The following is a 23,787-nucleotide window of genomic DNA, read 5'->3' as shown; positions in this document are numbered from 1 at the left end:
GATAGCATGATGTGTTTAGAGATTCATCAAAACAAGAAAATTAATCTAACTGATACCTTACTCATTTTTGACGAAATCCAATTTTGTAATAAGGCTTTAACCAGTCTAAAATATTTTTATGAAAACAAACCAGAAGTATCTATCATTGCAGCTGGCTCGCTTCTTGGCATTGCCTTATCTAAGCCGCTATCTTTTCCTGTAGGCAAAGTTGATTTTCTTGACTTGTATCCTTTGTCATTTTCTGAATTTCTAATAGCTTGCGGCGAAGATCTTCTTATGAAAACTTTGCACGAGATCCCTCTGGGTAAATCAGTTCCTTCTAGTGTTCATCCTCGCCTTACAGAAATGTTATACACTTATTATTATGTTGGTGGTATGCCTGAAGCGGTTAAATCTTGGATAAACAATCATGATCCCAACGATATTTTGCGCATTCAAAAAAGTATTCTTAACAGTTATGAACTTGACTTTGCCAAACATGCGCCTAGCAGAGAATTTGAAAAATTATCATCTATCTGGCATGCAATACCTGCTCAACTTGCTCAGGAAAATCAGAAATTTATCTTTAACCGCGTTAAAACCGGCTATAGAAGCAGGGATCTGGAAAATTCACTTCAATGGCTTATTTCAGCTGGTCTGGTATACAAGGTTCCTAAAATAGAAAAACCGAGCAGCCCTTTATCTGCTTATGCCGATGACAGCTATTTTAAGCTTTATTTATGTGATATTGGTTTAATGAGAGCGATGGCAGATATTCCACTTCTATCTATAAAACAAAAAGATCCGATTTTTTCTGAATTCCGTGGGGCTCTGACAGAAAATTTCGTTTTAACAGAACTGGTCGCCAAGAAAATAAGGCCGTTTTTCTGGAGATCAAAACAAACTGCAGAAATTGATTTTATATGCCGTATCGGAAATAATATTTTACCTATCGAAGTAAAATCTGAGGACAATGTCAGATCCAGAAGCCTTTCAGTTTACACAGAGAAATACAAACCTGATATTGCAATTCGCTTATCCATGAAAAATGCAGGTGCAAAGCCTCCGCTTTACAGCATACCTCTTTATCTTTCTTTTAAACTGGCGGACTGGTTTTGAGCAAAAACCACAAAAATAAGTTTCCAGCAGAATTTTAATCAATAGAAATGGCTTCCTGTTCAAGCCTGATATTATATTCTAACATTGTTCTAATCACATCATGAAAACAGACATAGTACTGATCTTCCAGAGCTTTTTGAAGTTTTTGTCTGTAATTTTCATCAAAAGACCCTGCCTTTTTTTTATATTTAAGAAGAGTTTCGCTGTCCATCAGCCAAGGCTTTACTTTGGTCGAAATATTGTTTTTTATCTGAAGAAATATCTTAAATCCTCCTAGGTCTATATCTCCCCAGTGATATATCTCTACCTGCTGATTTGCAGCTTCAGTCAACATTTGCAGGAATCGACGTTTTTTGAGACTGTGAAAACCGCCATGATATATTATCAGTTCGCTATTGTCTTGTTCTTTGCTTAATTGAATTTCATAAGATGTCCTGTTTTCAATAAAAATTATCTTCTTAATATTCTCTATCTCTATTTTTTGCAACAAATCAAAGTTGTCTGTCTTAAAACAAGCACCTGCACTCAAAGAAGAAAAATCTATTAAAGAGCCATTTATATAGAGTCTGACAGACCCTCTAAACTCAAGAATCTCCGGATTTTTTCTAATTCCTATCAGTGCCAGAACATCGTCATCTGCAAGTTTCTTATTATCATCAAGATTATTTAATTGAGGATGATAACGTCGTAAAAATGAAGTTATTCTGCTTTTCATTTTCTGCTCAAAATATTTTGAATCGTTAAAGCATATTAAACTGAAAACTCTAATCTGCAAGGGCTTAAAACTATCTTTGAGCAAAAGTCTAAAAACAACTATCAAATCTTTGGCAACATCATAATCAGAACCAAGAAGAGCCGGGATTTTGCCATTTTTTTGCATAGTCCCAATCTGCTCATTAAGCGCCGGAATCAGCCATGATCTTATCTCAGCTAATTCAGGAGTAATATCTGACGTTTTTTCTTTTTTTTCATCAAATTCGATAAGCAGGGAGGAAAGTTCTTTAACTAGCAGAGAAACTATTTCTTGTTTTGGTACATGCCCTATACGCTTATAAGCTGCATCGATATTTTCAAGATTTAGCCAGATATTTTTCAGTACATTCCCTTGATTGAAGCGTTCCCATTCATAATTAATCAAAGAAGCCTCTGTCAACCGCATAACAGACTGATGAATTGCCTGTTTTTGCTCATAATCTTCGATATTGTAGTAATTGAAATCTTTAGAATCAGCTCCTAGACGCAACATAATTCGTCTTGAAGAAGCACCAAAATTAAGATAATGGCTGCTTTTCTCGTATTTTACAATCAACTTTTCAATCATTTTTCTCTCAAGAAAATCTACATTTAAATTTCTTTCTTTTGACATATTTTCACCATTAAAGATCGTCGTGCAGATCGTCAGATTCTGCATAGGCCTGAACAAGCTGTTGTGCAGCAAAACTTCTGGTAAAAGAGGATAATCCTCTTTTTATAACAGCGATATTGCGATCCACTTGAGGTGCAATATCTCCTATTTTTTCTGGAGGTGCAGATATTATGCACTGAAAACCAGTTTGCTTAAGCAGTTGAATACTTTCTCTGATTCTCTCTCCATCCATTTTACTAAAAGCCTCGTCAAAAATGATCAGACGGCTGCAATTCCATTTTTTGTCATTTATGTGATAAAGCTGGGCAAAAGAAGCAAGCATCGCTATATAAAAGGGAGTCTGGGTCTCGCCACCGGATTTTTTCAGAAGAGTTCTTGATAACCTTTGTTTATTGTCATTTTCATCAGTAGATATCATATCAAAACGCAAATATGTTTTATAATTGGTAAAAAGGCGTATATTTCGTTCCAGTTCCTGTCTCTCATCATTACTCATATCGGCACCCGTATCAACAATTCTAGAGAAAAGTTCATCGATAGCAGCCCCATGCTTATCAAGAAAAAGCTGGGATGTGAGAGAATATCCTTCCATCAGCATTGGGTCATTGATCATATCATAAAAGCGCTTATAATCTTGATTCTCCGTTATTTGAAAACTAAAACGCTCTGTCCCGAAACGATTATCCCTAAGCGCTCGGTTTAATTCATTTATTCTTGTTCTAACATCGTTAATACTGGCTTTCATCTCTGCAAGGAACTGGTTAGCAAATTGCTCATAAGCCATATTTTTTGCAGCTTCTATTTTTTCTTTATATTCCGGCAGCTTCTGCTGACTCAATTCGTCAAACTGCCGGTCATAACGCTCATTAGTTGCAGCTGCAACATCAAAAGTATAGTTATGATTTTGATTATAAAGCGAGCGTGCATTGGTGAGTTCTCTTTCACAAGAAATGACTGCGCTTTCACGAATTCCCAACTGCGAACGATAAGAAGAAGAAACCCTGTCAGCGCTACTTTTTTCGCTAAGCTCACTTTGGAATCTCAACTCACCTTCGCCTTCTCTGAACCCTCGTTCATATTTGTCTTTTATCATTTGCTGTGTATTTAATAGTTTCTTTTGTGCCTCCGGTTTTTTGTTTTCCAGAAGCTCTTCTTTCTTATTGTTCAATGCCCCTGTGGAGGCACTGGCCTTACGAAGGTTTTCAGTCCCCTCACGCAATTCCTGCTTAATTTTTTCTATACGAGCATTTAGTTCTATTATCCAGGATAAATCAAGTCTGGATAGCTGCTCAACAGTTTCATTCTTTTTTTGCCTGAGATCAGGTAGAATCTGGCTTTCATTCAGCAGTTCCAGCCTGTCAGCAATTTCATTTTCACTCATGACAGCTATATCCGGCAAATTTGCAAAATCATCAGAAAGCGACTTAATTGCAACATGCTTTTTCCTTAAATCCGGCAAAAGATTTCTTAGCTTGACTAATTGCTGCTGAATAGATTTTTTGCCGATAAGGTGATCTGCCCAGAGTCTTGGGTTGATTGAACTGACAACATAACTCTGATATAACAAACCACTGTCGGTTACAGCTCGATCATGTAATCTAAGCGCTGCTACTGTATCGCATTTAATAACACTACCTAACAAGAAGTCTATATAGGCTCCGGCCTCACGATTATCTGTAGTTACCTCTTCCGCAAGGCTGCCCTTCAATCTTCGTGGATTACTTGCCAGAACCTTCTGACCGTCAATCAAGCTGACATCGTAATACTGATTTTTGTGTCTATTTTTATCATAAAAAGCAATAGCCTCTTCATACCATTCACTTTCAACCAGAATAAACTGTTTCTGCCGATGCAGATAACCTTCAATTACATTAACCCAGCGCTGATCAGTAATTTCAATCAAATCAGCCAGTATTCCTACCTCAACTTTTTTGCCAGCCACAGCCAAAAGATGCTGCTCCAGCTCCTGCCTGAATCTGGTTATCCTAGGATTAAAGTATTTTATATTTTGCTCAAGATCAGATATTCTATCCTCGCAATCTTCAAATTCCTGTAGAGCTTCTTGCTTTTCCTTTAGAAGCTCGCTTCGCATCAAAGTTTGTCGGGAACGGAAAGAATCACCGATTTTTCTAAAATCCTCAAAACTCTCCGAACTAAGAAGATCCTGAGATATCTGGCGAATATTTAATAAAAATTCTGATTGATCTTTAAGTCCAGGCAATGAATTTTGCATATCTATTAGTGCCGGTGGCAACTCGGCAAAAATATTCTCTGCTTTTTTCAGAACACTCTTTGTTTCATCAACAGCTTTGCGCCAACTCAAACCGTAAATATTAAGCTGATTGATCATGGCAGACAAAGACTCTTCATATTTTTCTATCTGTTTTTCAAGCTGCTCACGGATTTTCTGCAAACTTTGTTGCTGCTGATAGATATCATTCTGGCCTCTTTGTTCAACAAGACTATCATATTCAGTTTGCAATTTTTCTTGTTTATTACTTAACTCCTGTTCTCTTCGAATACTCTCGTCAAGTTTTTTCGTTGCATCTGCAAGCTCATTATCAATTCCTCGCAAAAAATTAATTGCATTTTCCAATTCGCAGCGATCAATCAGAAAACGATAGAGTTTTCTTTTGCCAATTTCCTGTTGCAACAATTTGAATAATTCTTGAATTTTGTTCAGGTCTTCAATTCTTGCCCGCATTTGCTCCGCTTCCTGTTCCAGACGTCTATATTGACGCAAATTATCCTGCATTCCAGAAAGATCTGGCGGTCTGCGGCTATCGCAGATGTGTTCGGTAATAAATTCTTCAATATCTATAATAGGGGTAAAAGAAACAGCTTTTTTCATCAAGGTAAAATAACGTTCTGGTTTAAACCCGCCAAGATTACCTGTCAATTTACTGCGATATTCACGTGCTGTTGTACAAATATCGAAACTATCACGTTTATAATTTTGCCGCAGGTATTGCTTTAGTTCACGGATTTCAAGCGCTATATCTTCTCTGATATAACCTTTATCTGGAATTTTATCTTTGACTATAAAAAAACAACTTTCATCTGTTGCTGTATAATTGCAGTCAAAAACTACCCCTATGGTCAGATATTTTTGCTTGACTGTATCGTGAAACTCACAAGCTATATAGGTTGAAAACGGCTGATTACGCAAATATAAATATCCACTGCCCCCATCATCACCATATTCTCCACGCAAGTATCCTTTAAGACTACGGCGGGAACGATCATTGGCTGCCTTGTTAAAGAAATGCTGTCCGTTTGTATCACCTAATAATACAATCTGCATAGCATCTATCAGAGTAGACTTGCCTGCACCTGTTTTACCAGTAAGGAAATTTATATTCTCAAAATTAATCCACTCCACAGTGTAATAATGCCAGTTTATCAGCAGCATTCTGGTCAGTTTTTTCAAGGCCTGTCCCTCCGTTTTAATTTTTATTCTTCTGAATCGATAAAAAGATCATCAATTTCCATCTCATCGTCAGCATAATTATTATCACTAATATCACTACTATTTTCATCTTCAAGGCTTTTATAAATACGGCCTATAGCGTCCCCAGACAAAAGAAGCGAAACACTTGGCATAATTAGAAACTGACAATCCGCAGAAGCCCATTCTCCACTGAGCCTCTGGATAATATTGTATCTACTCAAAAGCCTTAGCGATTCTGTTAGATCTTTATCTGAAGGTTTACGTTTAACCGCATTAAAATGAATCAGTCTGTCTACTACCTGTGATGTAGTGATGCTAACGGCATTTTGCAAAGTAAGCTTTTCCCGTTCCTCATCATATAAAAGCTTCAGTGTAAGAAGAATCATAGTTGTTACACTATTTAAAGGCTGGCGATTATAATTATAAATACTCTCTACATAAATGACTCCAAGCGCACGATCTTTCACCAAATTCCAACCAGATAACTCAAGATAGTCATGAAGCCAGTTGAAATATCGATCAATCAGTCTGTAATCACTATTGCTCTTCATCATGCCGGCAGAATCATCATAGGACTCACTCAAAAGATATGTTCTGGCAAGCAATTGATTTGTACAACGAATCATTTGATTCCTATCAGAAGAAGGCATTTTATCATATGTTTCAAGCCACATTTCATTTATCACGATTCTTAACACCTGCTTCCAAAATTTCTTTTTTTATAAAACGCATATGAGGATAAGTGTATCTATCATAACTAATATTGTCCGAAAGATATTCTACATTATAAAACAAACCCTTGTCTCCATCTTTGAGGGCTGCCAAAAGCAGCATAACAAATTGATCATCACTTTGAAGATTTAGGTCACGACTATCAAAAATATCTGCTGCACCAAAACAGTCATGAACAAACTTCATAACATGGGCATGGCTGTAACGATTACTGGTGCTGTTAATGAAATCTGTTAAATCGTCTTCTTTTATAATAACAGGCTTAGTTTTAACAGGCTCTTCCTGTGACCGTATTTTGCGGCTGCTGCGGGCATAAATAGACTTATCATCAACTGTCGCCTGTTTGAAAATAGCAATATTATCAGCGAGATCTTGTCTTGCATCACTGCTTAAACTACCATAGTTCATGATAATTTTTGCCAGTTGCTCTTTTATGCTACGATCCTGATTCAACAGATATATAAGCTTATCTGTGGAAGCTTTAGTATAGCTGTGATTTTTTAACTGAATTTCTGTCATTACCTCATCAATACTGTCAAATATATCTGCCATCTCCTGAAGTTCAGGTAATATTGCAATAATAGCCGTATCAACGTCAGAATAACTTTTTTCTGCGACTGCCTGAACCGCAATCTGCTCTAATATATCATCAGATTCCATCACTTTGCTTATGATGCTAAGTACAGGTTGCTTGAAACGTAATACTGAGTCACGTGTAACCATCGGATGGAAAATACGCTCATTTACAAGTATATGATATCCTTCAAAATGCCCCTGCAAAATATCATTTGCACTGATCAGTTCTCCCAGCATCCGGTGATATCTGCGGATATTGTTCAAAAGGGATTTAAGAGCAGTCATCAAGTTATTCGAATTTTCACGGGCAGAAGAAAAAGCTGCCAGACGATATTCGGCGGCGTCTTCATCAATTAAAGTTTTTAGCGCTGAGTATGTAGCAAAAGCAAAATTTTTATAAGCCTGTGTATCCTGACTGGTAATATTCTGAATAAGCTTAAGCATATCAATTGTATATTGCGGCAAAGTTAAAAGTATCTCAAAACTATTTGGTCTGGTTTCCTGTTCAACCCATCCGGTCTGTATCAGTCTTCTTAATATATAGTGTGCCATTGAAGACCAGGACTGTTCTTTATCTGAATTTATAGATTGAACAGATGAAAGAGTAGTTTCATTGGCTCTTTGATTTTCATTTGTTGTGCCAACCACATCGCTTCCTTCTTCCACATCTTCTTCCAGGAACACTTCCAATTCGACCAGCATCTCTGTTAGTCTGGTCAGATATTCCTCTCTTTGAATATGCATGGACTGCTTAAAAACATCGTGCAAAATAAGCAGGGATTCAACATAGACTTCCCTGTTACTGCCAGTCAGCAAACGAAAAAACTCAGCTGGTACAATTTCAAAAAGCTTCATAACTGTGTATTATATCACCACAGCTGTAGGGAGCAAGTCAATCTATACGTTCAGAAATTTATTATGATATCTTGATATATTATTCATTCAACTTAACCACATATTTTTACATACGACCTGTAGCATCCTGAAGTTTAGATCTGATAATTTTCACAACTAAAACCAAAAATTAACAATATTGTGATGGTCTCAAAAATCCGAGCATGTTAAATATTTAAGTGTGAAGTCAAACAAAACATTTAGGACTGTAGATTTTTTAATAATTTATAAGAGTAAAAAAACGATTAAGGTAGAGGGTACTTATATTATTCTGGTAGGGGGAAAAAGAATGCTCTTTTTCATGCATATTGAACTGGCAAAAGCTATCTATCAGGAGATTTTTGCCGGATATGATACAGGAATCGAAGAACAGTTATTTATATATGGTAATATCAAGCCAGATCTGATGTTTGTTGGCGAAAAATCACCCCATACATCTACCTGTACTCTAGATAAAGTTAAAGCAAAGTCTCTACTGATTATGTCTGACGAGATCACTGATGAAGCACGTTCTGTACTTTACGGGGAGATATGTCACCTCATTTGCGACTATTTTTGCCTGTATCATGCAGATGAAGCAAAATATACTAAGCATTTAAAGCATTTTTTCTATGAAGTAGCCCAATACCTTAAGTTTTCTTATAAAAAATTATCTGGGCAGAATATTCTTCGAGACTTATTTGATCAAACTGACGAAATATTTGCAAACAAATACTTTAGCAATAAAACAGCCAAACATTGCAGCTCAATCTTTTGCCATGATAAGATGAAGGAGTTTATCCTTGAAAATCAGCAGACCTATCTAAACTGTAGTGGTGATGATCTGGAAATGGCCTTCTTAAACGCCTGCAGTGTCTGCAGTTATATTCTGGCAGAAACTCAGGTGGATCAAATCACTGATATTGAAACTATTCCTGCTTTTTATTCCAGCGCTGTGTGAGAGATAACAGAAAGAAACCAGGATTGGCTGCAGCGGCAACCATATCGCTGATACCTAGAATTTTGTCAAGGGAGTCGCTGCCATCATCTATTAGATAAGACCTTGTAGAAGGTGGATTACCAAGACCGGCTGCATGAAGGTCAATTTTACCATCCTTCACTTCAAGCGAGTCAATTAAAGCTATATGCTTGGCTTCAAATTCATCCAGCAAATGTGTATATGCCTCAATAATTTGTCGATTGAAAATGGTCAGGGAATCAGTAGGACCGTTTTTCATCAATGAAATATGATCAAGCAGCTGATCGACAAATTCAAGATAATCTGCCCAGCATAGTCCAAGTATCATTGCTCCGGCCTGCTGCTGGGTTTTTTCCAGTTCTTCTGATGTTATCTCAGCCATTAAACTGTTTAGTCTTTGAATTCTCTGCTGATTTGACAAGGCTGCTTTATCTTGGCTCTCTTGATTTACAATGCTTTCTTGCTTTGCAATATCCTCTGTATTATCCAGACCTTCTATATTATCCAGACCTTCTGTCTCTTCCTGACCAAGTATATCCTGCCAGATCGTTAGTTTTTTAGCGCCTGTCAAAATGTCATAATGCAGTTTATAAATAATCTGTCGTTGTTCTTCGACCAACATAGCATAACGCAACAGGTTCTGACGCTGCTGAAAAAGCTGACCTTCTACTACTCTTTGTGTATGATCTATCGCCAGCTGAACTCTTTTATCTGTAATTGGCTGATCAGTTTTTATATCCTTGAACTCCGGTGGCAAAACACTGCGAATTCTATATCTTTCTATCAGATCATCTTCCAACGAAAGAAAAAACTTGCTTTCACCGGGGTCTCCTTGCCTGCCTGCACGGCCACGAAGCTGCTTATCAATACGAACGCTACGATGTTTATTTGTACCTATGACATACAGCCCTGATCCATTTTTATCTTCTGGAATAATATCTACTCCTCTGCCTGCCATATTGGTGGATATAGTGATGGCTCCTATACAGCCAGCGCGCGCAATTATTTCTGCTTCTATATCATCATGTCTTGCATTTAGAACTTCGCATTTTAACCCTAGTTCTTTTACTTTTTTGGCCAAGCGCTCAGACTCTTCCACACTAGCGGTACCTATAAGTATCGGTTGGCCTATCTGATGCCTATCTTGGATTTCTTTTAAAAGCGCTTGTTCCTTTTCTTTTATTCCTGTATAAATCAGATCAGGATGATCGATCCTGCAGCAAGGTATATGTGGTGGTATTCTGGTAACTCCTAAATCAAAAAACAATCTAAATTCACGTGCAGATGATACTGCGGTTCCCGTCATACCACACATGAACGGATAAAGACCAAGGAAATCACGGAGTGTTATTCTGTTAAGAATATTGCCGCCTCCTTTGGTTGTCAGTCCTTCTTTTAGTTCAACAGCTTCATGCAGCCCTTCTGGTAATTGCCTGTCCTTAATTACTCTGCCGGTAAATTCATCTACCAGCTCAATTTTTTCATCTCTAATAATATAATCTATATCTTTACGAAGAATGTGCAGTGCCTGCAGCATATTTCTTATTTGGAAAACATATCCCGAATTATCTGATTCATAAATGTTTTCAATGCCCAGACATTTTTCCAGCCAAAGCTGACCTTTTTCCGTAAGCAGAACTTGTTGTGCGCGTTTATCTGTCCGAAAATGCATTCCACTTCTCATTTTTTTTACCAAGCTGAATAACGCCGGATCCATAGTTCCCGTACCGCTTTCGGCAGAAGCCAGTACCAGTGGTATTCTAGCCTCATCAATAAGAATAGAATCAGCTTCATCTACAATCGCACAACCGAAGTCTGTCTGAATAAGATCCTCCTTCCTGCCAATTAAAAATCCTCGCAAAAAATCGAAACCTGCCTCTTTTGCCGTTATATAAAGAACATCAGACTTATATGCCTGTCTTCTGACTTCCTTATCGGTGCTTTGTTTAATATAAGCTGATTTCATACCAAGACGATCATATAAAGGTTTCATCCAGTTAGCATCACGCTCTGCCAGATAATCATTGAAAGTTAGGACATGTACATTTTGCCCGGCAAGATAACGCAAAAAAGCTACGAAAACAGCAACCAGGGTCTTGCCTTCACCTGTATCAAGCTCTATGATTCTACCTCTCTGCATAGCCGCTGCAGCCAACAACTGACTTTCAAAAACATCCCAGCCAAAAGTTTGTTTAACAACGGCCGTAACAATGGCGAAAGATTCTGCAATAATGTCTTTATTTATACTTATCTGATTATTTTGTGTTTTTGACTGCTCAGCAATAACCTGTTCTCTCAATTCAGTAATACGTGTATTTATATTTTCAGAATTTGCATCCACATAATCGTACCGCCTGCTTTTGGCAATAAGTTTTTTGTATGCCTTAAGGTTATGTTCTGCTTGTCTGCGTTCAGAAAATGACATTTTTGCTCCTTTGTTTGTTTGCATGAAATATGTTGACGTGAACTCATTATATCAAACCTTTACAATGTGCAGACGAAACCATGTGTAAATTTCACAGCATAAAACGCAAAAGCAATCATAATTTTAGACATTTATTTGTGTCTGATTTTGCTAGAACTGTGCAGAATATTATCTGTAACCAATTTAAGAACTTTCTTATTGTTAATTATGTACAAAGCTGACCAGATGGCTATATCAAAACAGGAGGTATCGTAATCATTAACAGAAGCCTAAAATCAGCTTAAAACAGTTTCCAATAAGGAGGATATTATGCTAAGAATCAAAAAAGGTCTATCGGTCTTACTGGCGAGCGTTTTATTGATCGGCTCAGTGGCAGCAGTATCGGCTACTACAACCAGTAATGAGGTCAGTGAAAGAGAAATCAGGAATAGTGCTTTATCACGTTATGCCGCAACCCAGGGGATGGTCCTACTGGAAGACAATGGAAGTGCTCTTCCTATGTCTACTGATACAGTAGCACTTTATGGTCGAGGTGTAGTAAAAACAGTTAAAGGTGGAACAGGTTCAGGAGACGTAAATCAAAGAGACATCGTAACGGTCTATGAGGCCTTTGAAGAAGCTGGTTATAATATCACTTCCCAAGACTGGATAGATGATTATATTGTAGCCTATAATGCAGGTGCGGCAGCTAATCCAGGCGGTATGTTCGGAGCAGTTTATGAACTTCCTGAACCAGCAATAACAAATTCAAATATAGAAAATGCCGCTGCTGCTGATACAGCTATTTATGTTATTGGCAGAAACTCCGGTGAATTTGATGACAGAACAGCAACTGCTGGTGACTACTATCTTACCGATGTAGAATATGAAAATATCAGAAAACTTACCAGAAATTTTGACGATGTTATCGTTGTTCTTAATGTAGGTGGTGTTATTGATACAAAATTCTTTAAAGAAATAACTGGTATTGATGCGCTTGTACTAATGTCTCAGGCAGGTATGGAGGGCGGCCGAGCCTTAATCGATGTTTTAACAGGCGAAGTTAATTTTTCAGGAAAGCTGGTTGATACCTGGGCAGTTAATTACAACGACTATCCGTCTTCAGCAACATTTGCAAAGCATGATGGAGATTCCTTGAACGAATTCTATGAAGAAGGAATATATGTTGGATATCGTTATTTTGATACCTTTAATGTAAATCCTGCTTATGAATTTGGATATGGTTTATCATATACAGATTTTGATATTACAGTAGATAATATCGAAGCAAATGCAGAGAAAGTAACAGTAAAAGTTACAGTTGAGAATACCGGTGACACAGCAGGTAAAGAAGTAGTTCAAATTTATTATTCTGCCCCTGATGGATTGATCGAAAAACCATATCAGGAATTAGTTGCTTTTGGTAAAACTGATTTGATTAAACCAGGTCACAAACAAACACTTACCATTAGCTATTCAACTACAGATATGGCATCTTACAGCGAAAATAGTGCGGCTTATGTAATGGAAGGCGGCGACTATATCATAAGAGTCGGAAACAGCTCAAGAAATACTGAAGTTGAAGCCATAATTAAGCTCAATTCAACCAAAGTTGTTGAACAACTCAGCAATCAGCTTGTGCCTGTAAGAACAATTAATGAAATTAGCAAAGGTTCTGTGAGACCATATAGTTATGCTGCAGAATCTTCACAAATAGCAGCAGCGACCATAATCAATTTATCTGCTTCTTCTATAGCAACAGTAAATAATGCTTCCATATATGATAGTGAGGAAGTAACAACCTATATTCAAGAAGGTTCTGTCTATGAACCTAGTGGCATTTCCTATGAAGTTATTGAAGAGGTCGCAAATAAAACCGGATCTTTACTTCTAGATGTCTACAATGGAGATGTTACTATACAAGAATTCATTGCTCAAATGTCTACTGAAGAATTAGCAACTATTGCTAATGGTATTGGAATGGCAGGTTTCTTTGGTCCTGTAAATACACCTGTTGTTGGAGCTGGGTCAATTTCAGCCCCTGGAGCAGCTGGTGAAACAACACTAGAATACGAAGAAACATATGGTATTCCTAATATGATTCTGGCTGATGGTCCAGCAGGATTAAGACTTACTCAGGAATTCGAAGGCAAAAACACAGACGGAGAACTTGCAACATATTATCAATTTGCCACAGCATTCCCAATAGGCACATTGCTGGCCATGAGTTGGGATACAGAATTGATAGAAGAAGTTGGCAAAGCAGTAGGTGAAGAAATGATAGAGTTTGGCGTCACAATCTGGCTGGCTCCTGCTTTAAACATTCATCGTAACCCTCTTTGCGGACGTAACTTTGAATATTATTCAGAAGATCCTCTCGTAACAGGAGTTTCCGCAGCTGCCGCAACACTCGGTGTTCAATCACATCCAGGTATTGGTGTTACTTTAAAACACTTTGCGGCTAACAATCAGGAAACAGATCGTAACACTTCTGATAGCGTAGTTTCAGAACGTGCGCTTCGCGAAATCTATCTCAAAGGTTTTGAAATAGCTGTCAAAGCATCTAGGCCTATGGCAATAATGACTTCCTATAACTTAATTAACGGAACATATGCAGCTGCAAACTATGATCTGAACACCGATATTCTCCGTGGAGAATGGGGCTTTGACGGATTAGTAATGACTGACTGGCTCACTCGTGCAGATGTGTGCTTAACAATGCACGCCGGAAATGATCTAATAATGCCAGGAAGCCCAGAAAACGTTGCAGCTATCGTAGATGGTGTAGAAATTGTTGATCCAACATTTGACGAAAACGGCAGAGTTGTAATCAGTGCTGTAGCAGGAATATGGGGAGGAACTACATATACTGAAAAATGGGGAGATTTTGTCCCGGTAGTAAATTCTGATTTTACCGGTGGTAATTATAACCCTAATAACTATTCTTCCGTAGCAGAATACCTTGATGCTAAATATGTATTTAACGTCGATACAGACACTGGTTATATTACTTACGAAGGCGAAATGACATCTGACGAATACATAACACGTGGTGATGTGCAAAAAAGTGCAATTGCTATATTAAACGTCATTCTCGAATCAAGTTCATGGGAAAAATTTGCGGGAGTTGAAGTGGCAGCATATAGTGCTGGTTATTCAATGGATACTTTCCTGGCTGTTAGCAAAAGTGCCGTAACTTCAGCAACAACGGAACCCTCAAAACCTACAGAACCAACAAAACCTACAGAACCAACAAAACCTACAGATCCTACAGAAACAACAGATCCTACAGAAACAACAAAACCAACTGATCCTACAACTAAGCCTACTACTCCAACCGAGACTACAACACAGCCTACTACTCCTTCAACATCGTCTCCTACTCAGGAAATTGGCGAAAACGAAGTAGCAATGGTAGTAGACACAGAGGATGGATTACAGGCAGTTGCCAAAATGGACAATGATGCATTCAGTGAAGATGTAACTCTAAAAATCCGCAAAATAAGCAATGACAGTGAAGAAGGCAGATCAGCGATAGCAAAGCTTAATTCAGCGATCAGCGGTATAGAGCAATTGTTATTACTTGACATTCAGGCAATAACAGCATCAGGGGCTTCGGTACAACCTATAGATGGTAAGACAGTAAGCATCACAATGCCCGTACCTGAAGGATTTGATCCTGCCAGAATAGCAGTGGCACATATCAAATCAAACGGGGTGGTAGAAATCTTAAAAGCAACAGTAAAAGACGGTATGATTACATTTATTACCGACAGCTTCTCAACTTTTGCAATTATGGAAATAGCAGCAGCAGAAAGTGTGCCGGCACCAGGCGAAATAGTAAAAACAGGTGAAAACAGCACGTCTAATATATACCTGATATTACTGGGAACACTTCTGATGATATCTTTGGGCTACAAGCTATATGTAGTTCGCAAGCAGAAGATGACTGCAGTCGAAAACTTCAACAAATAAGTTTTGATTATTACCATGTACATTAACTCGTAACTATCACTAAAAGGGCTGTCTCAAAATAGTTCGTAAGAACTTGAGAGACAGCCCCTTTTCAGCAATACCAATATCTCGAGAAGCTCTTGTAAGCTAATGTTTCGAGGAACATCTTTATTCTTTAGTTACTTAGCAAATATTTAGTAAAAAGTTATTCAATATCTACAAGATCATTTATATTCGCTTTTCTATATGGCAACCAAACATATTGACCATCTATAAATTTATTTTGCATAGACGAGTCTGTTTTCTGATTTCCGAGAGCCAAAGAAAATGATAAATCAAAAATCGCTTTTGCCTGTACATTTGTGTCATTAACAACCGTTCCTTCAAGATAGCCATCTTTCATCGCTTTTAGTGCTTCTATCGTAGCATCGACACCAATAATGACCGGTATATCACTCATGTTTAATTCTTTATAGGCGTCAATTGCTCCAAGAGCCATATCATCATTATTTGCAAAAACCACTTCTATTTTATCTTTATATTCATTGATCCATTGTGTCATTTTAGCGCTTGCCTGTGCTCTCTGCCAATTAGCGGAAGCATTGGCGATCTTTTCTAAATTGTAACCCTTGTCTGTTAATGTAGTTATTGCATATTCAGTTCTTAAAAGAGCGTCTTGATGACCCTGCTCTCCCTCCAGCATAACATATTGAATTATGCCATCATTATTCTTATCCACCAGAGAATAATCTTTCGCAAGCAAATCCATTAAAATCTGGGCCTGCATTATACCGGATTCTTTTGCTAATCCTCCAACATAATAAACTTTATCCCAACGCTCTATGTCTTTTTCTACTGGTTGTCTGTTAAAGAAAACTATCGGTATATTCGCAGATTTTGCTTTATCAATCAATTGTGCAGCTGCAGTTCTATCAACTATATTAATGCAAAGCACGTCGTATTTCTGAGTTATATAATCATTTACCTGATCATTTTGCAAAGATTGAGACCCCCCTGCATCTGCAATATTCATACTTATTTTAATTTGTTCTACATCTTCTTTTTCCTTAACATATTTTTCCATTGAAGACATGATCGCAGAAATAAAAGTATCGTCTTGCTTATATAAAGCTACTCCGATTTTGATTCTATCTGGTTTATCTTCTGGTAATGGGTCTGAACTATTCAGACTAAGCAAACTGCAGCCGGTTGCCAATAAAGCCAATTGAACAGTCAGTATTAAAACAGAAACTGTTTTTTTCATAAAGAACTCCTCCCTTATAATTTTGCTCTGTTAACTTAAAATTTATAACTGCTTTATTTTACAAGTGGAAAGACCAGCAGCTGATTATCTTTGCTGTACATATTTTCTGAATCTATAAGAACAGATTTTAAAGTATAGTCAGATACTTTTTGTTTATTTAAAGCTTCTATTGCACAGCTTACCGCAAGATATCCCATACTATAATCATTTTGAACAACCGTCGACTGTATATGACCTTTATCTAAATAAGATGCTATTTTAGTGCTTGTTCCTATCCCGTAAAGTTTAATCTGATCTTGCATATTTGCATCTGATAAAGCTTGGACTGCAATCTCAAGCATAGACGCATCCAAAGCAACCATTATATTATTTTTGTCCAGACTCTTGAAAATAGAAAGTCTTTGTCTCAAATAAATATCTGCTTTTGATGTATCTTTATCTACCGGCCATATTTCCAGCATAAAACCGGCATTGCTAAGAGCTCTTACCAGCCCAACTTCTCTTTGTCTGAAACTAAGAGATTCGGAATTATTGCTAAGCAGAATTATTTTAGCTCCAGGATGATTTATGTTTATAGCCGTCGCCAATTGTTCTCCCATCAAGCAATTATCAGCTGAAATATGACAAACGGCTAAATCATTTTCTAGAGGAGATTCTATAGTAACAATCGGAATAATTACCTCCGGCTTCAAAAGGGTTGGTAGTAGATAAGTGCTGTCTGCCGGTGCTATTATAAGTGCATCTGCTCCATAATATAATTCTCTTTCTATTAAGCCGACTTGTTCTTGAGGATCGTTTTCAATTGATAGCGCAACAAAACTAAGATCGACATTTAATTCTCTGGCTGCCTGTTCCATACCTGATCTGACAGCACTCCATGTTTCATGATTATTACCCCTTATAATCACAGAAATTTCATAAAAGTCTTGATTATCACGATTTTTAATAGCCCAAATACAAATTATTAATGAAACTAGAATCGTAAGCAAAATAACGTAAGGTAATTTCTTTGACGTCATTATTTTTTCTCCTTCCAGTCCGTGTATTTAATCTGTGGCATTTTTAGCTTAATAGTTGTTCCTATATCAGGTTCACTAATAATGCTTAATCCATATTCAGAACCAAAATACAACTGAATCCTTTCATTTACATTTGCCAGACCGATACCTGAGCCTTTACCTCTTTCTCTTGTTTGATCAGTCAGCAGATTTTTAAGATCTTCATCAGGAATGCCAAGACCATTATCAGTGACATCTATACAAAGATTCCCATTGCTTAAATAAGCCTTAACATCTATTTCTCCGTCACCACTCATAAATTCCATGCCATGATAGATACTGTTTTCAATCAAAGGCTGTACGATTAGTTTTATAACTGCGAGATTATATACTTCGGGATCGGCTGTAATATTAAATGTAAAACGATTCTTATATCTTGTCTGTTGAATTATCAGATAACTTCTGGCATGTTCAAGCTCATTTGCAACAGTAATCACATTTTGCCCTCTACTAATACTTATTCTGAATAATCTTGCCATAGCTGAGACCATAATAATCGAACCTTCGTATTTTCTGTTTTCAATCATCCAGATAATTGAATCCAGTGTATTATAAAGAAAATGAGGATTAATTTGAGACTGCAGGGCATCAAGCTCACTTTTTTTCTTTGCTTCCTGCTCAATAATTATTTCATCCATCAGTTTGTGCATTTGGTCAACCATAGCTTCTATTGCCTGTCCTAAATGCCTTACCTCATGCGATCCACTGATAGGTATAACTATTTCTTTCTCCCCATTCTCCAGTTTTCTTACACTGTTTTCCAGTTTTTTAATTGGGTTCGCAATTTTTTTTGAAACAAATGCATTAGTTCCAGCCAGCAAAACAGCTGCAAAAAACATGCTTATTATTGCGAGCATTGATACCTGTCTGTAATCGGCCGTAACAGATTCCATAGGGGTCACCCCGATCAGTTTCCACCCCGTATAGCCAGCTGTTTTTACTGTAACGAGACGCTGCTGATTGTTAAATACTTCGAAATGACTTCCATCTTCATAAGTTGCGGCCTGATAATTATTTTCTTTTTCAATGTTTTCCATTAGCAAATGAGATCTAGGATGGTAAATAAGCTCCCCTTCATTGCTGATAAGATACATATATCCCGATTCACCAAGATTAACATTTCTGCAAATTTGTTCTATCATGCTGTAATTCATATCAACAAGTAAAACACCGTGTTTAACCGATCCGTTTTCAGTCAGTTCTACATATCTACTTAAGGATATAACCCACCTATAACGGTCATCAGGGTCGGCAAAAATATTTTGTACATGAGGACCTGTAAAAGCAAAATCTTCGATTTTATATATCGCCTGTCTGTACCAGTTTTGTCTGGTTATCTGTAACTCTGGCTTCAGTTTTGAATACGGAGATGAGGCAATAAGGTTTCCTTCCTGATCAAAAAGAGCTATGCTTACCAAAGGCTCTCTGCTGCTCTCATAAAGAAGATTCAGAGGAATGTTCAATGCATCGTCTGAAATATCATGATTTTTTATAACATTGTAGTACATGGTATCCGATATACGCATTAAATTTCTTAGATACCAGTCTAGATTTAAATTTACCTGATCTATTACTCTTCTATTATCTTCTTCAACCATTCTTCTGGATGTATCAGTAAATTGAAAATATAAAGACAAGCCAACAAAAAGCATTGCAAAAATAGCTATGACAGTAAACGACAAAGACAGCACCATCTGAAAACTCCAGTGCCGTCTTTTTTTTATAATATTTGTAAGCTGTCGTTTTAATCTTCCATCAACACAATTTCTGAACATGCTTGCTCCTGTATTTTGATGGAGTTACACCATAGTGTCTCTTGAAAACATAACTAAAATAATTTGCTTCTGAATATCCAACTTTTTCCGCTATTATATAAGTCTTATAATCAGTATTGTTGAGTAAATAAACAGCTTCTTCAAGTCGAATTTTAGTCAGGTATTGAACGAAGCTCATACCCATTTCTTTTTTAAAATTAACAGAGAGATATGTAGCGCTTATATGGAGATATTCACACAAATCATCTACAGTCAATTTACTGTTGGCAAAATTTTCAGAAATGTACTGCTTTGCCCTTTCGACCAAAAGTTTTGAATAATCTTTCCTCTGATTGCTAATAAGGTTACTTATTCTAAGACTTAATTCGGTTATAAACCATTTTATTTCTTCAAGCGACTCAAAATCATTCACACTATTATAAAAAGGCAATTCATTATCAAAAATATGATCCTGAGATAGAGAATATGCTCTAGCAGCTTTTAATAATGTTGCAATGATCTCCATATAATAAATTTGATAATTTTTAATTGGCAAAAAACTGAAGGTCATATTTTCTACCATTTTGCCAACAACTTGATTTATTTCTTTTGAACTGCCAAATTTTATCGCATTAATTAATTCTTGCTCATCCTGACTATTCAACTCTAAATCAGCACTATAGTCAGATTCAACATCCTTGATATAGATTGCTTTTCCCGATCCGAGAATGAGCCTGTAATTGAGAGCAGAAAGTGCTCCTTTGTAAGAAAATGATAAGTCTGTAAGCGATTGGCACTCTGTGCCTATGCCTGCCGTAACAATTACTTTATCTTTTAATCTTATGGCACGGCAAAGATCATTTAACATGGCAGTAAAAAAGACTGCCTGATTTTCCGTCTGGTTTTTGAATAAAATTATAATTCTGTCTTCATATAAAAAACAGTTATTGTCGCAAAAGGATTCAAGCCTTTGCTCAACAAGAGCTTTTGTTTTTACCAATAATAATTGAGGTTCAAAGTCTGCAGAAAAATTACTGTTTTCTGAATAGTATTCTGCTTGGAGTACTGCAACATGATAACATTTAGCATTTAAACTCAGATTAAATTCATTTACTTGCTCGCTAATTCTATCAGGAGCAACCCGACCCTCAAGCAGACTGATTAAAAACTGCTGCCTGAGAATCGGTATGCTTTTTTGATAGTACTGTCTTAAATGTTCAATATTACAGCGATCACTGTAATCTTGGTCAAGATTTTCTTTAACTCTGCATAATACCTGCATAAGCTCATTTGCATTAACAGGTTTAAGTATGTACTCTACAACATTTAGCTGTATAGCTTGTTTTGCATATTCAAAATCATCGAATCCAGTAAAAATAATAAGTTTGATCTGGGGCATTTTTTCGGTAATCAAACTACATAAAGTAAGTCCATCCATAAACGGCATCTTAATATCTGTCAGAATCAGATCCGGCTGAAGGTTTTCTGCCATCTCTAAAGCTTCCTGACCATTTTCTGCCGCACCTACCACTTCAAAATTCAATGCATCCCAATCAATTCTATCAATAATCCCTTGTCTGACTTCTTCTTCATCATCTACAATCAAGATTCTGTAATATGCCATCAGATTTCTCCTGTTTTATTTTCTTACCTGGTATTTTCTAACATCAAGTGAAACAGCAAGAATAATAATTAAGCCCTTAATAATATACTGATAATATGGACTTACTCCTATATATGTAAGGCCGTAATTTATAAACTGCAAAATAACAGTACCAATTATTACACCTGGTATTGTTCCTACACCACCGGTAAAAGAAACACCTCCAACAACACAGGCGGCAATTGCATCAAGCTCATAGTTAAGTCCGGTATTACTTGTGGCAGATCCGATACGTGCAGCTTCAAGAAAGCCTCCGATACCATAAAGAACTCCTGACATAATAAATATTATCATCATGTTTTTCGCAACACTTACACCTGAAACCGCTGCAGCTTCAGGATTACCACCGATCGCAAACATATTCTTACCTAATTTTGTTTTATTCCAGATGAACCACATTAAAATGGCTACAACAGTTGCATATAAAATCAAATAAGGTATTTTTATGCTGCCTATACTAAAATGACCTAAAACAAAATTAGTATATCTACTATCTAAAGAACCTATTGGTTGAGCACCTCTTGGTGGTCTATCAATATATATACAATTTATTCCATAAGCAATTAATTGTGTACCTAGAGTGATAATAAATGCGTGTACCTTAAGTTTAGCAACACCAAAACCATTAATAGCACCAAAACAGGCACCGATGCCAATTGCCACAATAAAAGGAAGTATCAGTGGCAGAGCAGGCAAATTAGGATACATTCTTGAAGCATATGTTGTTGACTGCAAGAGAGAAGCAGAAACAGCAGCAGTCAAGCCCAGAACACGGCCAACCGATAGATCCGTTCCCTGTAATACAATCAACCCTGCTACACCTAATGCAAGAATTGCTCTGGTTGAAGCCTGACTAAGAATAAGAGTAAAATTATTTATCGATAGGAAATCAGGACGCATAATTATAACAATCAGTATCATAATTCCCAAAACAATATAAAGTGAATAATTAAGTAAAAAATCACTCAAATTTATTTTTTTGATTTTTGTGTTTTTCATTTATCTTCTCCTTGTATAATATTTTTATACATACATTGCGGCCTGCCGCATTATTTCTTCCTGATCAAGTTCAGGCGTATCGGTAATTCCGGCAACCCGCCCATTGGACATAACCAGAATACGATCGGTTATGCCAAGCAATTCAGGCATTTCAGAAGATACAACAATAATACTCTTGCCTTTTTGGGCCAGATTTTGAATTAATTGATATATTTCATACTTAGCACCAACATCTATTCCTCTGGTCGGTTCATCAAGTAACAGGACGTCTGGATCCGTTAATAACCAGCGGCCTATAATTACTTTCTGCTGATTTCCTCCAGACAAAGATCTGATAAGAGTTTTTTGTTTTGGGGTTTTGACTTTCATACTGTCAATTACCCACTTTGCATCTTCTTGAATTTTTTTATTATTTAAAACACCAAATCGGCAATATTTATCAATATTCGCAATCATGGCATTGAATCTTACACTCAAACCGGCAAAAATACCGGTAGATCTTCTTTCCTCTGTGAGAAGTGCAAAACCGTTTTTGATTGCCGTACGCGAATTTTTGTTTTTTACCAGCTTGCCATTGAGATAAATTTCACCTTCACTTTTTTGTGCTGTGCCAAATATAGTCTCAAGGAGTTCTGTACGTCTCGAACCAACAAGTCCTGCAACACCCATAACCTCGCCTTTTCGCACTTCAAAGGATACGTTTTTTACCGATGGTTGATACAATCCAGTAAGATTTTTTATTTCAAGAATAACTTCACCAGTTGTATGGTTTTTAGGTGGAAACCTATTGGTAAGATCGCGACCCACCATCAATTTAATTATTTTATCTGTTGTGAGCTCAGAAGCCGACAGAGTATCAATCCACTTACCATCTCTCATAACTGTTACGTCATCCGATATTTGCAATATTTCTTCCATTTTATGAGATATATAAATTATCGAGCAGCCCTGTTCACGCAGTCTGTTTATAATTCTGAACAGATGCTGAACTTCTTGTTCTGTCAAAGAAGATGTTGGTTCGTCTAGAACCAGAATTTTGGCATGATATGAAACAGCTTTAGATATCTCTACCATTTGCCTTTGTGACACAGATAATTTGCCTATTTTATCCCTTGGCGATACTTTTATCTCCAGGTCTTCAAAAATTGCCATCGTGTCATTGTACATTTTCTGATGATCTATCATAGGCCCTTTGGCAGGATATCTGCCAAGCCAAATATTATCCATGACACTGCGCTGAAGCACCTGATTTAATTCCTGATGCACCATTGAAACACCGTAGTCAAGCGCTTGTCTAGGGTTATCAAATTGAATTGGTTCGTTATTTATTTTTATCTCGCCGGAATCCATTTTATAAATTCCAAAAAGACATTTCATCAGCGTTGACTTGCCGGCTCCATTCTCTCCCATAAGAGCATGTACGGTACCCGGTCTGACCTGCAGTTTGACATCATCTAGTGCCTTAACTCCGGGAAAAGTTTTACTGATATGTGTCATTTCGAGAAGATATTTCTTCTCTGAAGTCATTTGCTTCACCACTTTCACACTTGATATGAACCGCACAATGATAAATATTAACATTGTGCGGTTCTCTTGGTCTTACTGATAACTATTTA

At 37.0% G+C, this 23,787-nt stretch carries 14 protein-coding genes; 3 read left to right on the top strand and 11 right to left on the bottom strand.

Features of this window, described 5'->3' with window-relative positions:
- The first annotated feature begins 6 nt into the window (after positions 1 to 6).
- Complete coding sequence (locus tag AC0KSB_RS14815) at positions 7 to 1,098, top strand: ATP-binding protein (protein WP_472310532.1); 1,092 nt, start codon at positions 7 to 9, stop codon at positions 1,096 to 1,098.
- 34 nt (positions 1,099 to 1,132) lie between these two features.
- On the opposite strand, the gene AC0KSB_RS14810 is transcribed toward AC0KSB_RS14815, so the two are convergent.
- From AC0KSB_RS14810 to AC0KSB_RS14795, 4 genes are read right to left on the bottom strand one after another with little or no spacing between them, the layout of a single operon-like run.
- Positions 1,133 to 2,464, bottom strand: a complete 1,332-nt coding sequence (locus tag AC0KSB_RS14810) for a Wadjet anti-phage system protein JetD domain-containing protein (RefSeq protein ID WP_472310531.1) — start codon at positions 2,462 to 2,464, stop codon at positions 1,133 to 1,135.
- A gap of 10 nt (positions 2,465 to 2,474) precedes the next feature.
- Complete coding sequence (locus AC0KSB_RS14805; protein WP_472310530.1) at positions 2,475 to 5,894, bottom strand: ATP-binding protein; 3,420 nt, start codon at positions 5,892 to 5,894, stop codon at positions 2,475 to 2,477.
- Positions 5,895 to 5,917: 23 nt separating this feature from the next.
- Positions 5,918 to 6,601, bottom strand: a complete 684-nt coding sequence (locus AC0KSB_RS14800) for a DUF4194 domain-containing protein (RefSeq protein WP_472310529.1) — start codon at positions 6,599 to 6,601, stop codon at positions 5,918 to 5,920.
- Positions 6,591 to 8,078, bottom strand: a complete 1,488-nt coding sequence (locus AC0KSB_RS14795) for a Wadjet anti-phage system protein JetA family protein (RefSeq protein WP_472310528.1) — start codon at positions 8,076 to 8,078, stop codon at positions 6,591 to 6,593. The genes AC0KSB_RS14800 and AC0KSB_RS14795 overlap by 11 nt, the downstream gene beginning before the upstream one ends.
- 328 nt (positions 8,079 to 8,406) lie before the next feature.
- Here AC0KSB_RS14795 and AC0KSB_RS14790 point away from each other — a divergent pair, with 328 nt between their 5' ends.
- Entirely contained in the window at positions 8,407 to 9,057 is a 651-nt protein-coding gene (locus AC0KSB_RS14790) for a zinc dependent phospholipase C family protein (RefSeq protein ID WP_472310527.1), read from the top strand.
- On the opposite strand, the gene AC0KSB_RS14785 is transcribed toward AC0KSB_RS14790, so the two are convergent.
- A complete protein-coding gene (locus AC0KSB_RS14785; RefSeq protein ID WP_472310526.1) occupies positions 9,026 to 11,500 on the bottom strand; it encodes a preprotein translocase subunit SecA in 2,475 nt (824 codons plus the stop codon). The two genes, AC0KSB_RS14790 and AC0KSB_RS14785, sit on opposite strands and share 32 nt — an antisense overlap.
- Positions 11,501 to 11,809: 309 nt before the next feature.
- Here AC0KSB_RS14785 and AC0KSB_RS14780 point away from each other — a divergent pair, with 309 nt between their 5' ends.
- Positions 11,810 to 15,454: a glycoside hydrolase family 3 protein gene (locus AC0KSB_RS14780; protein ID WP_472310525.1), complete on the top strand. Its 3,645-nt coding sequence runs from the start codon at positions 11,810 to 11,812 to the stop codon at positions 15,452 to 15,454.
- A gap of 184 nt (positions 15,455 to 15,638) precedes the next feature.
- Here AC0KSB_RS14780 and AC0KSB_RS14775 read toward each other — a convergent pair whose 3' ends face one another.
- The 6 genes from AC0KSB_RS14775 to mglA are packed head-to-tail and all read right to left on the bottom strand — an operon-like array spanning position 15,639 to position 23,698.
- The gene (locus tag AC0KSB_RS14775; protein ID WP_472310524.1) at positions 15,639 to 16,697 is read right to left on the bottom strand and encodes a galactose ABC transporter substrate-binding protein; all 1,059 of its coding nucleotides are present in this window, start codon (positions 16,695 to 16,697) and stop codon (positions 15,639 to 15,641) included.
- Positions 16,698 to 16,750: 53 nt separating this feature from the next.
- Entirely contained in the window at positions 16,751 to 17,716 is a 966-nt protein-coding gene (locus AC0KSB_RS14770) for a substrate-binding domain-containing protein (RefSeq protein WP_472310523.1), read from the bottom strand.
- On the bottom strand, positions 17,716 to 19,530 hold the full coding sequence (locus tag AC0KSB_RS14765) for a sensor histidine kinase (RefSeq protein ID WP_472310522.1): 1,815 nt from the start codon (positions 19,528 to 19,530) through the stop codon (positions 17,716 to 17,718). The genes AC0KSB_RS14770 and AC0KSB_RS14765 overlap by 1 nt, the downstream gene beginning before the upstream one ends.
- Positions 19,511 to 21,133 (bottom strand): response regulator, encoded by a 1,623-nt coding sequence (locus tag AC0KSB_RS14760; RefSeq protein WP_472310521.1) that lies wholly within the window; start codon positions 21,131 to 21,133, stop codon positions 19,511 to 19,513. The genes AC0KSB_RS14765 and AC0KSB_RS14760 overlap by 20 nt, the downstream gene beginning before the upstream one ends.
- A gap of 15 nt (positions 21,134 to 21,148) precedes the next feature.
- Positions 21,149 to 22,171 carry a galactose/methyl galactoside ABC transporter permease MglC gene (mglC, locus tag AC0KSB_RS14755; protein WP_472310520.1) on the bottom strand — a complete coding sequence of 341 codons (1,023 nt, stop codon included), beginning with the start codon at positions 22,169 to 22,171 and terminating at the stop codon, positions 21,149 to 21,151.
- Positions 22,172 to 22,195: 24 nt separating this feature from the next.
- Positions 22,196 to 23,698, bottom strand: coding sequence for a galactose/methyl galactoside ABC transporter ATP-binding protein MglA (gene mglA / locus AC0KSB_RS14750; protein ID WP_472310519.1), 1,503 nt, complete (start codon positions 23,696 to 23,698; stop codon positions 22,196 to 22,198).
- Positions 23,699 to 23,787 lie beyond the last annotated feature (89 nt).

Source organism: Ercella succinigenes (assembly GCF_900002895.1).
The sequence above is the reverse complement of the archived record's forward strand: the minus strand, read 5'-3'. Positions and strand labels throughout refer to the sequence as shown.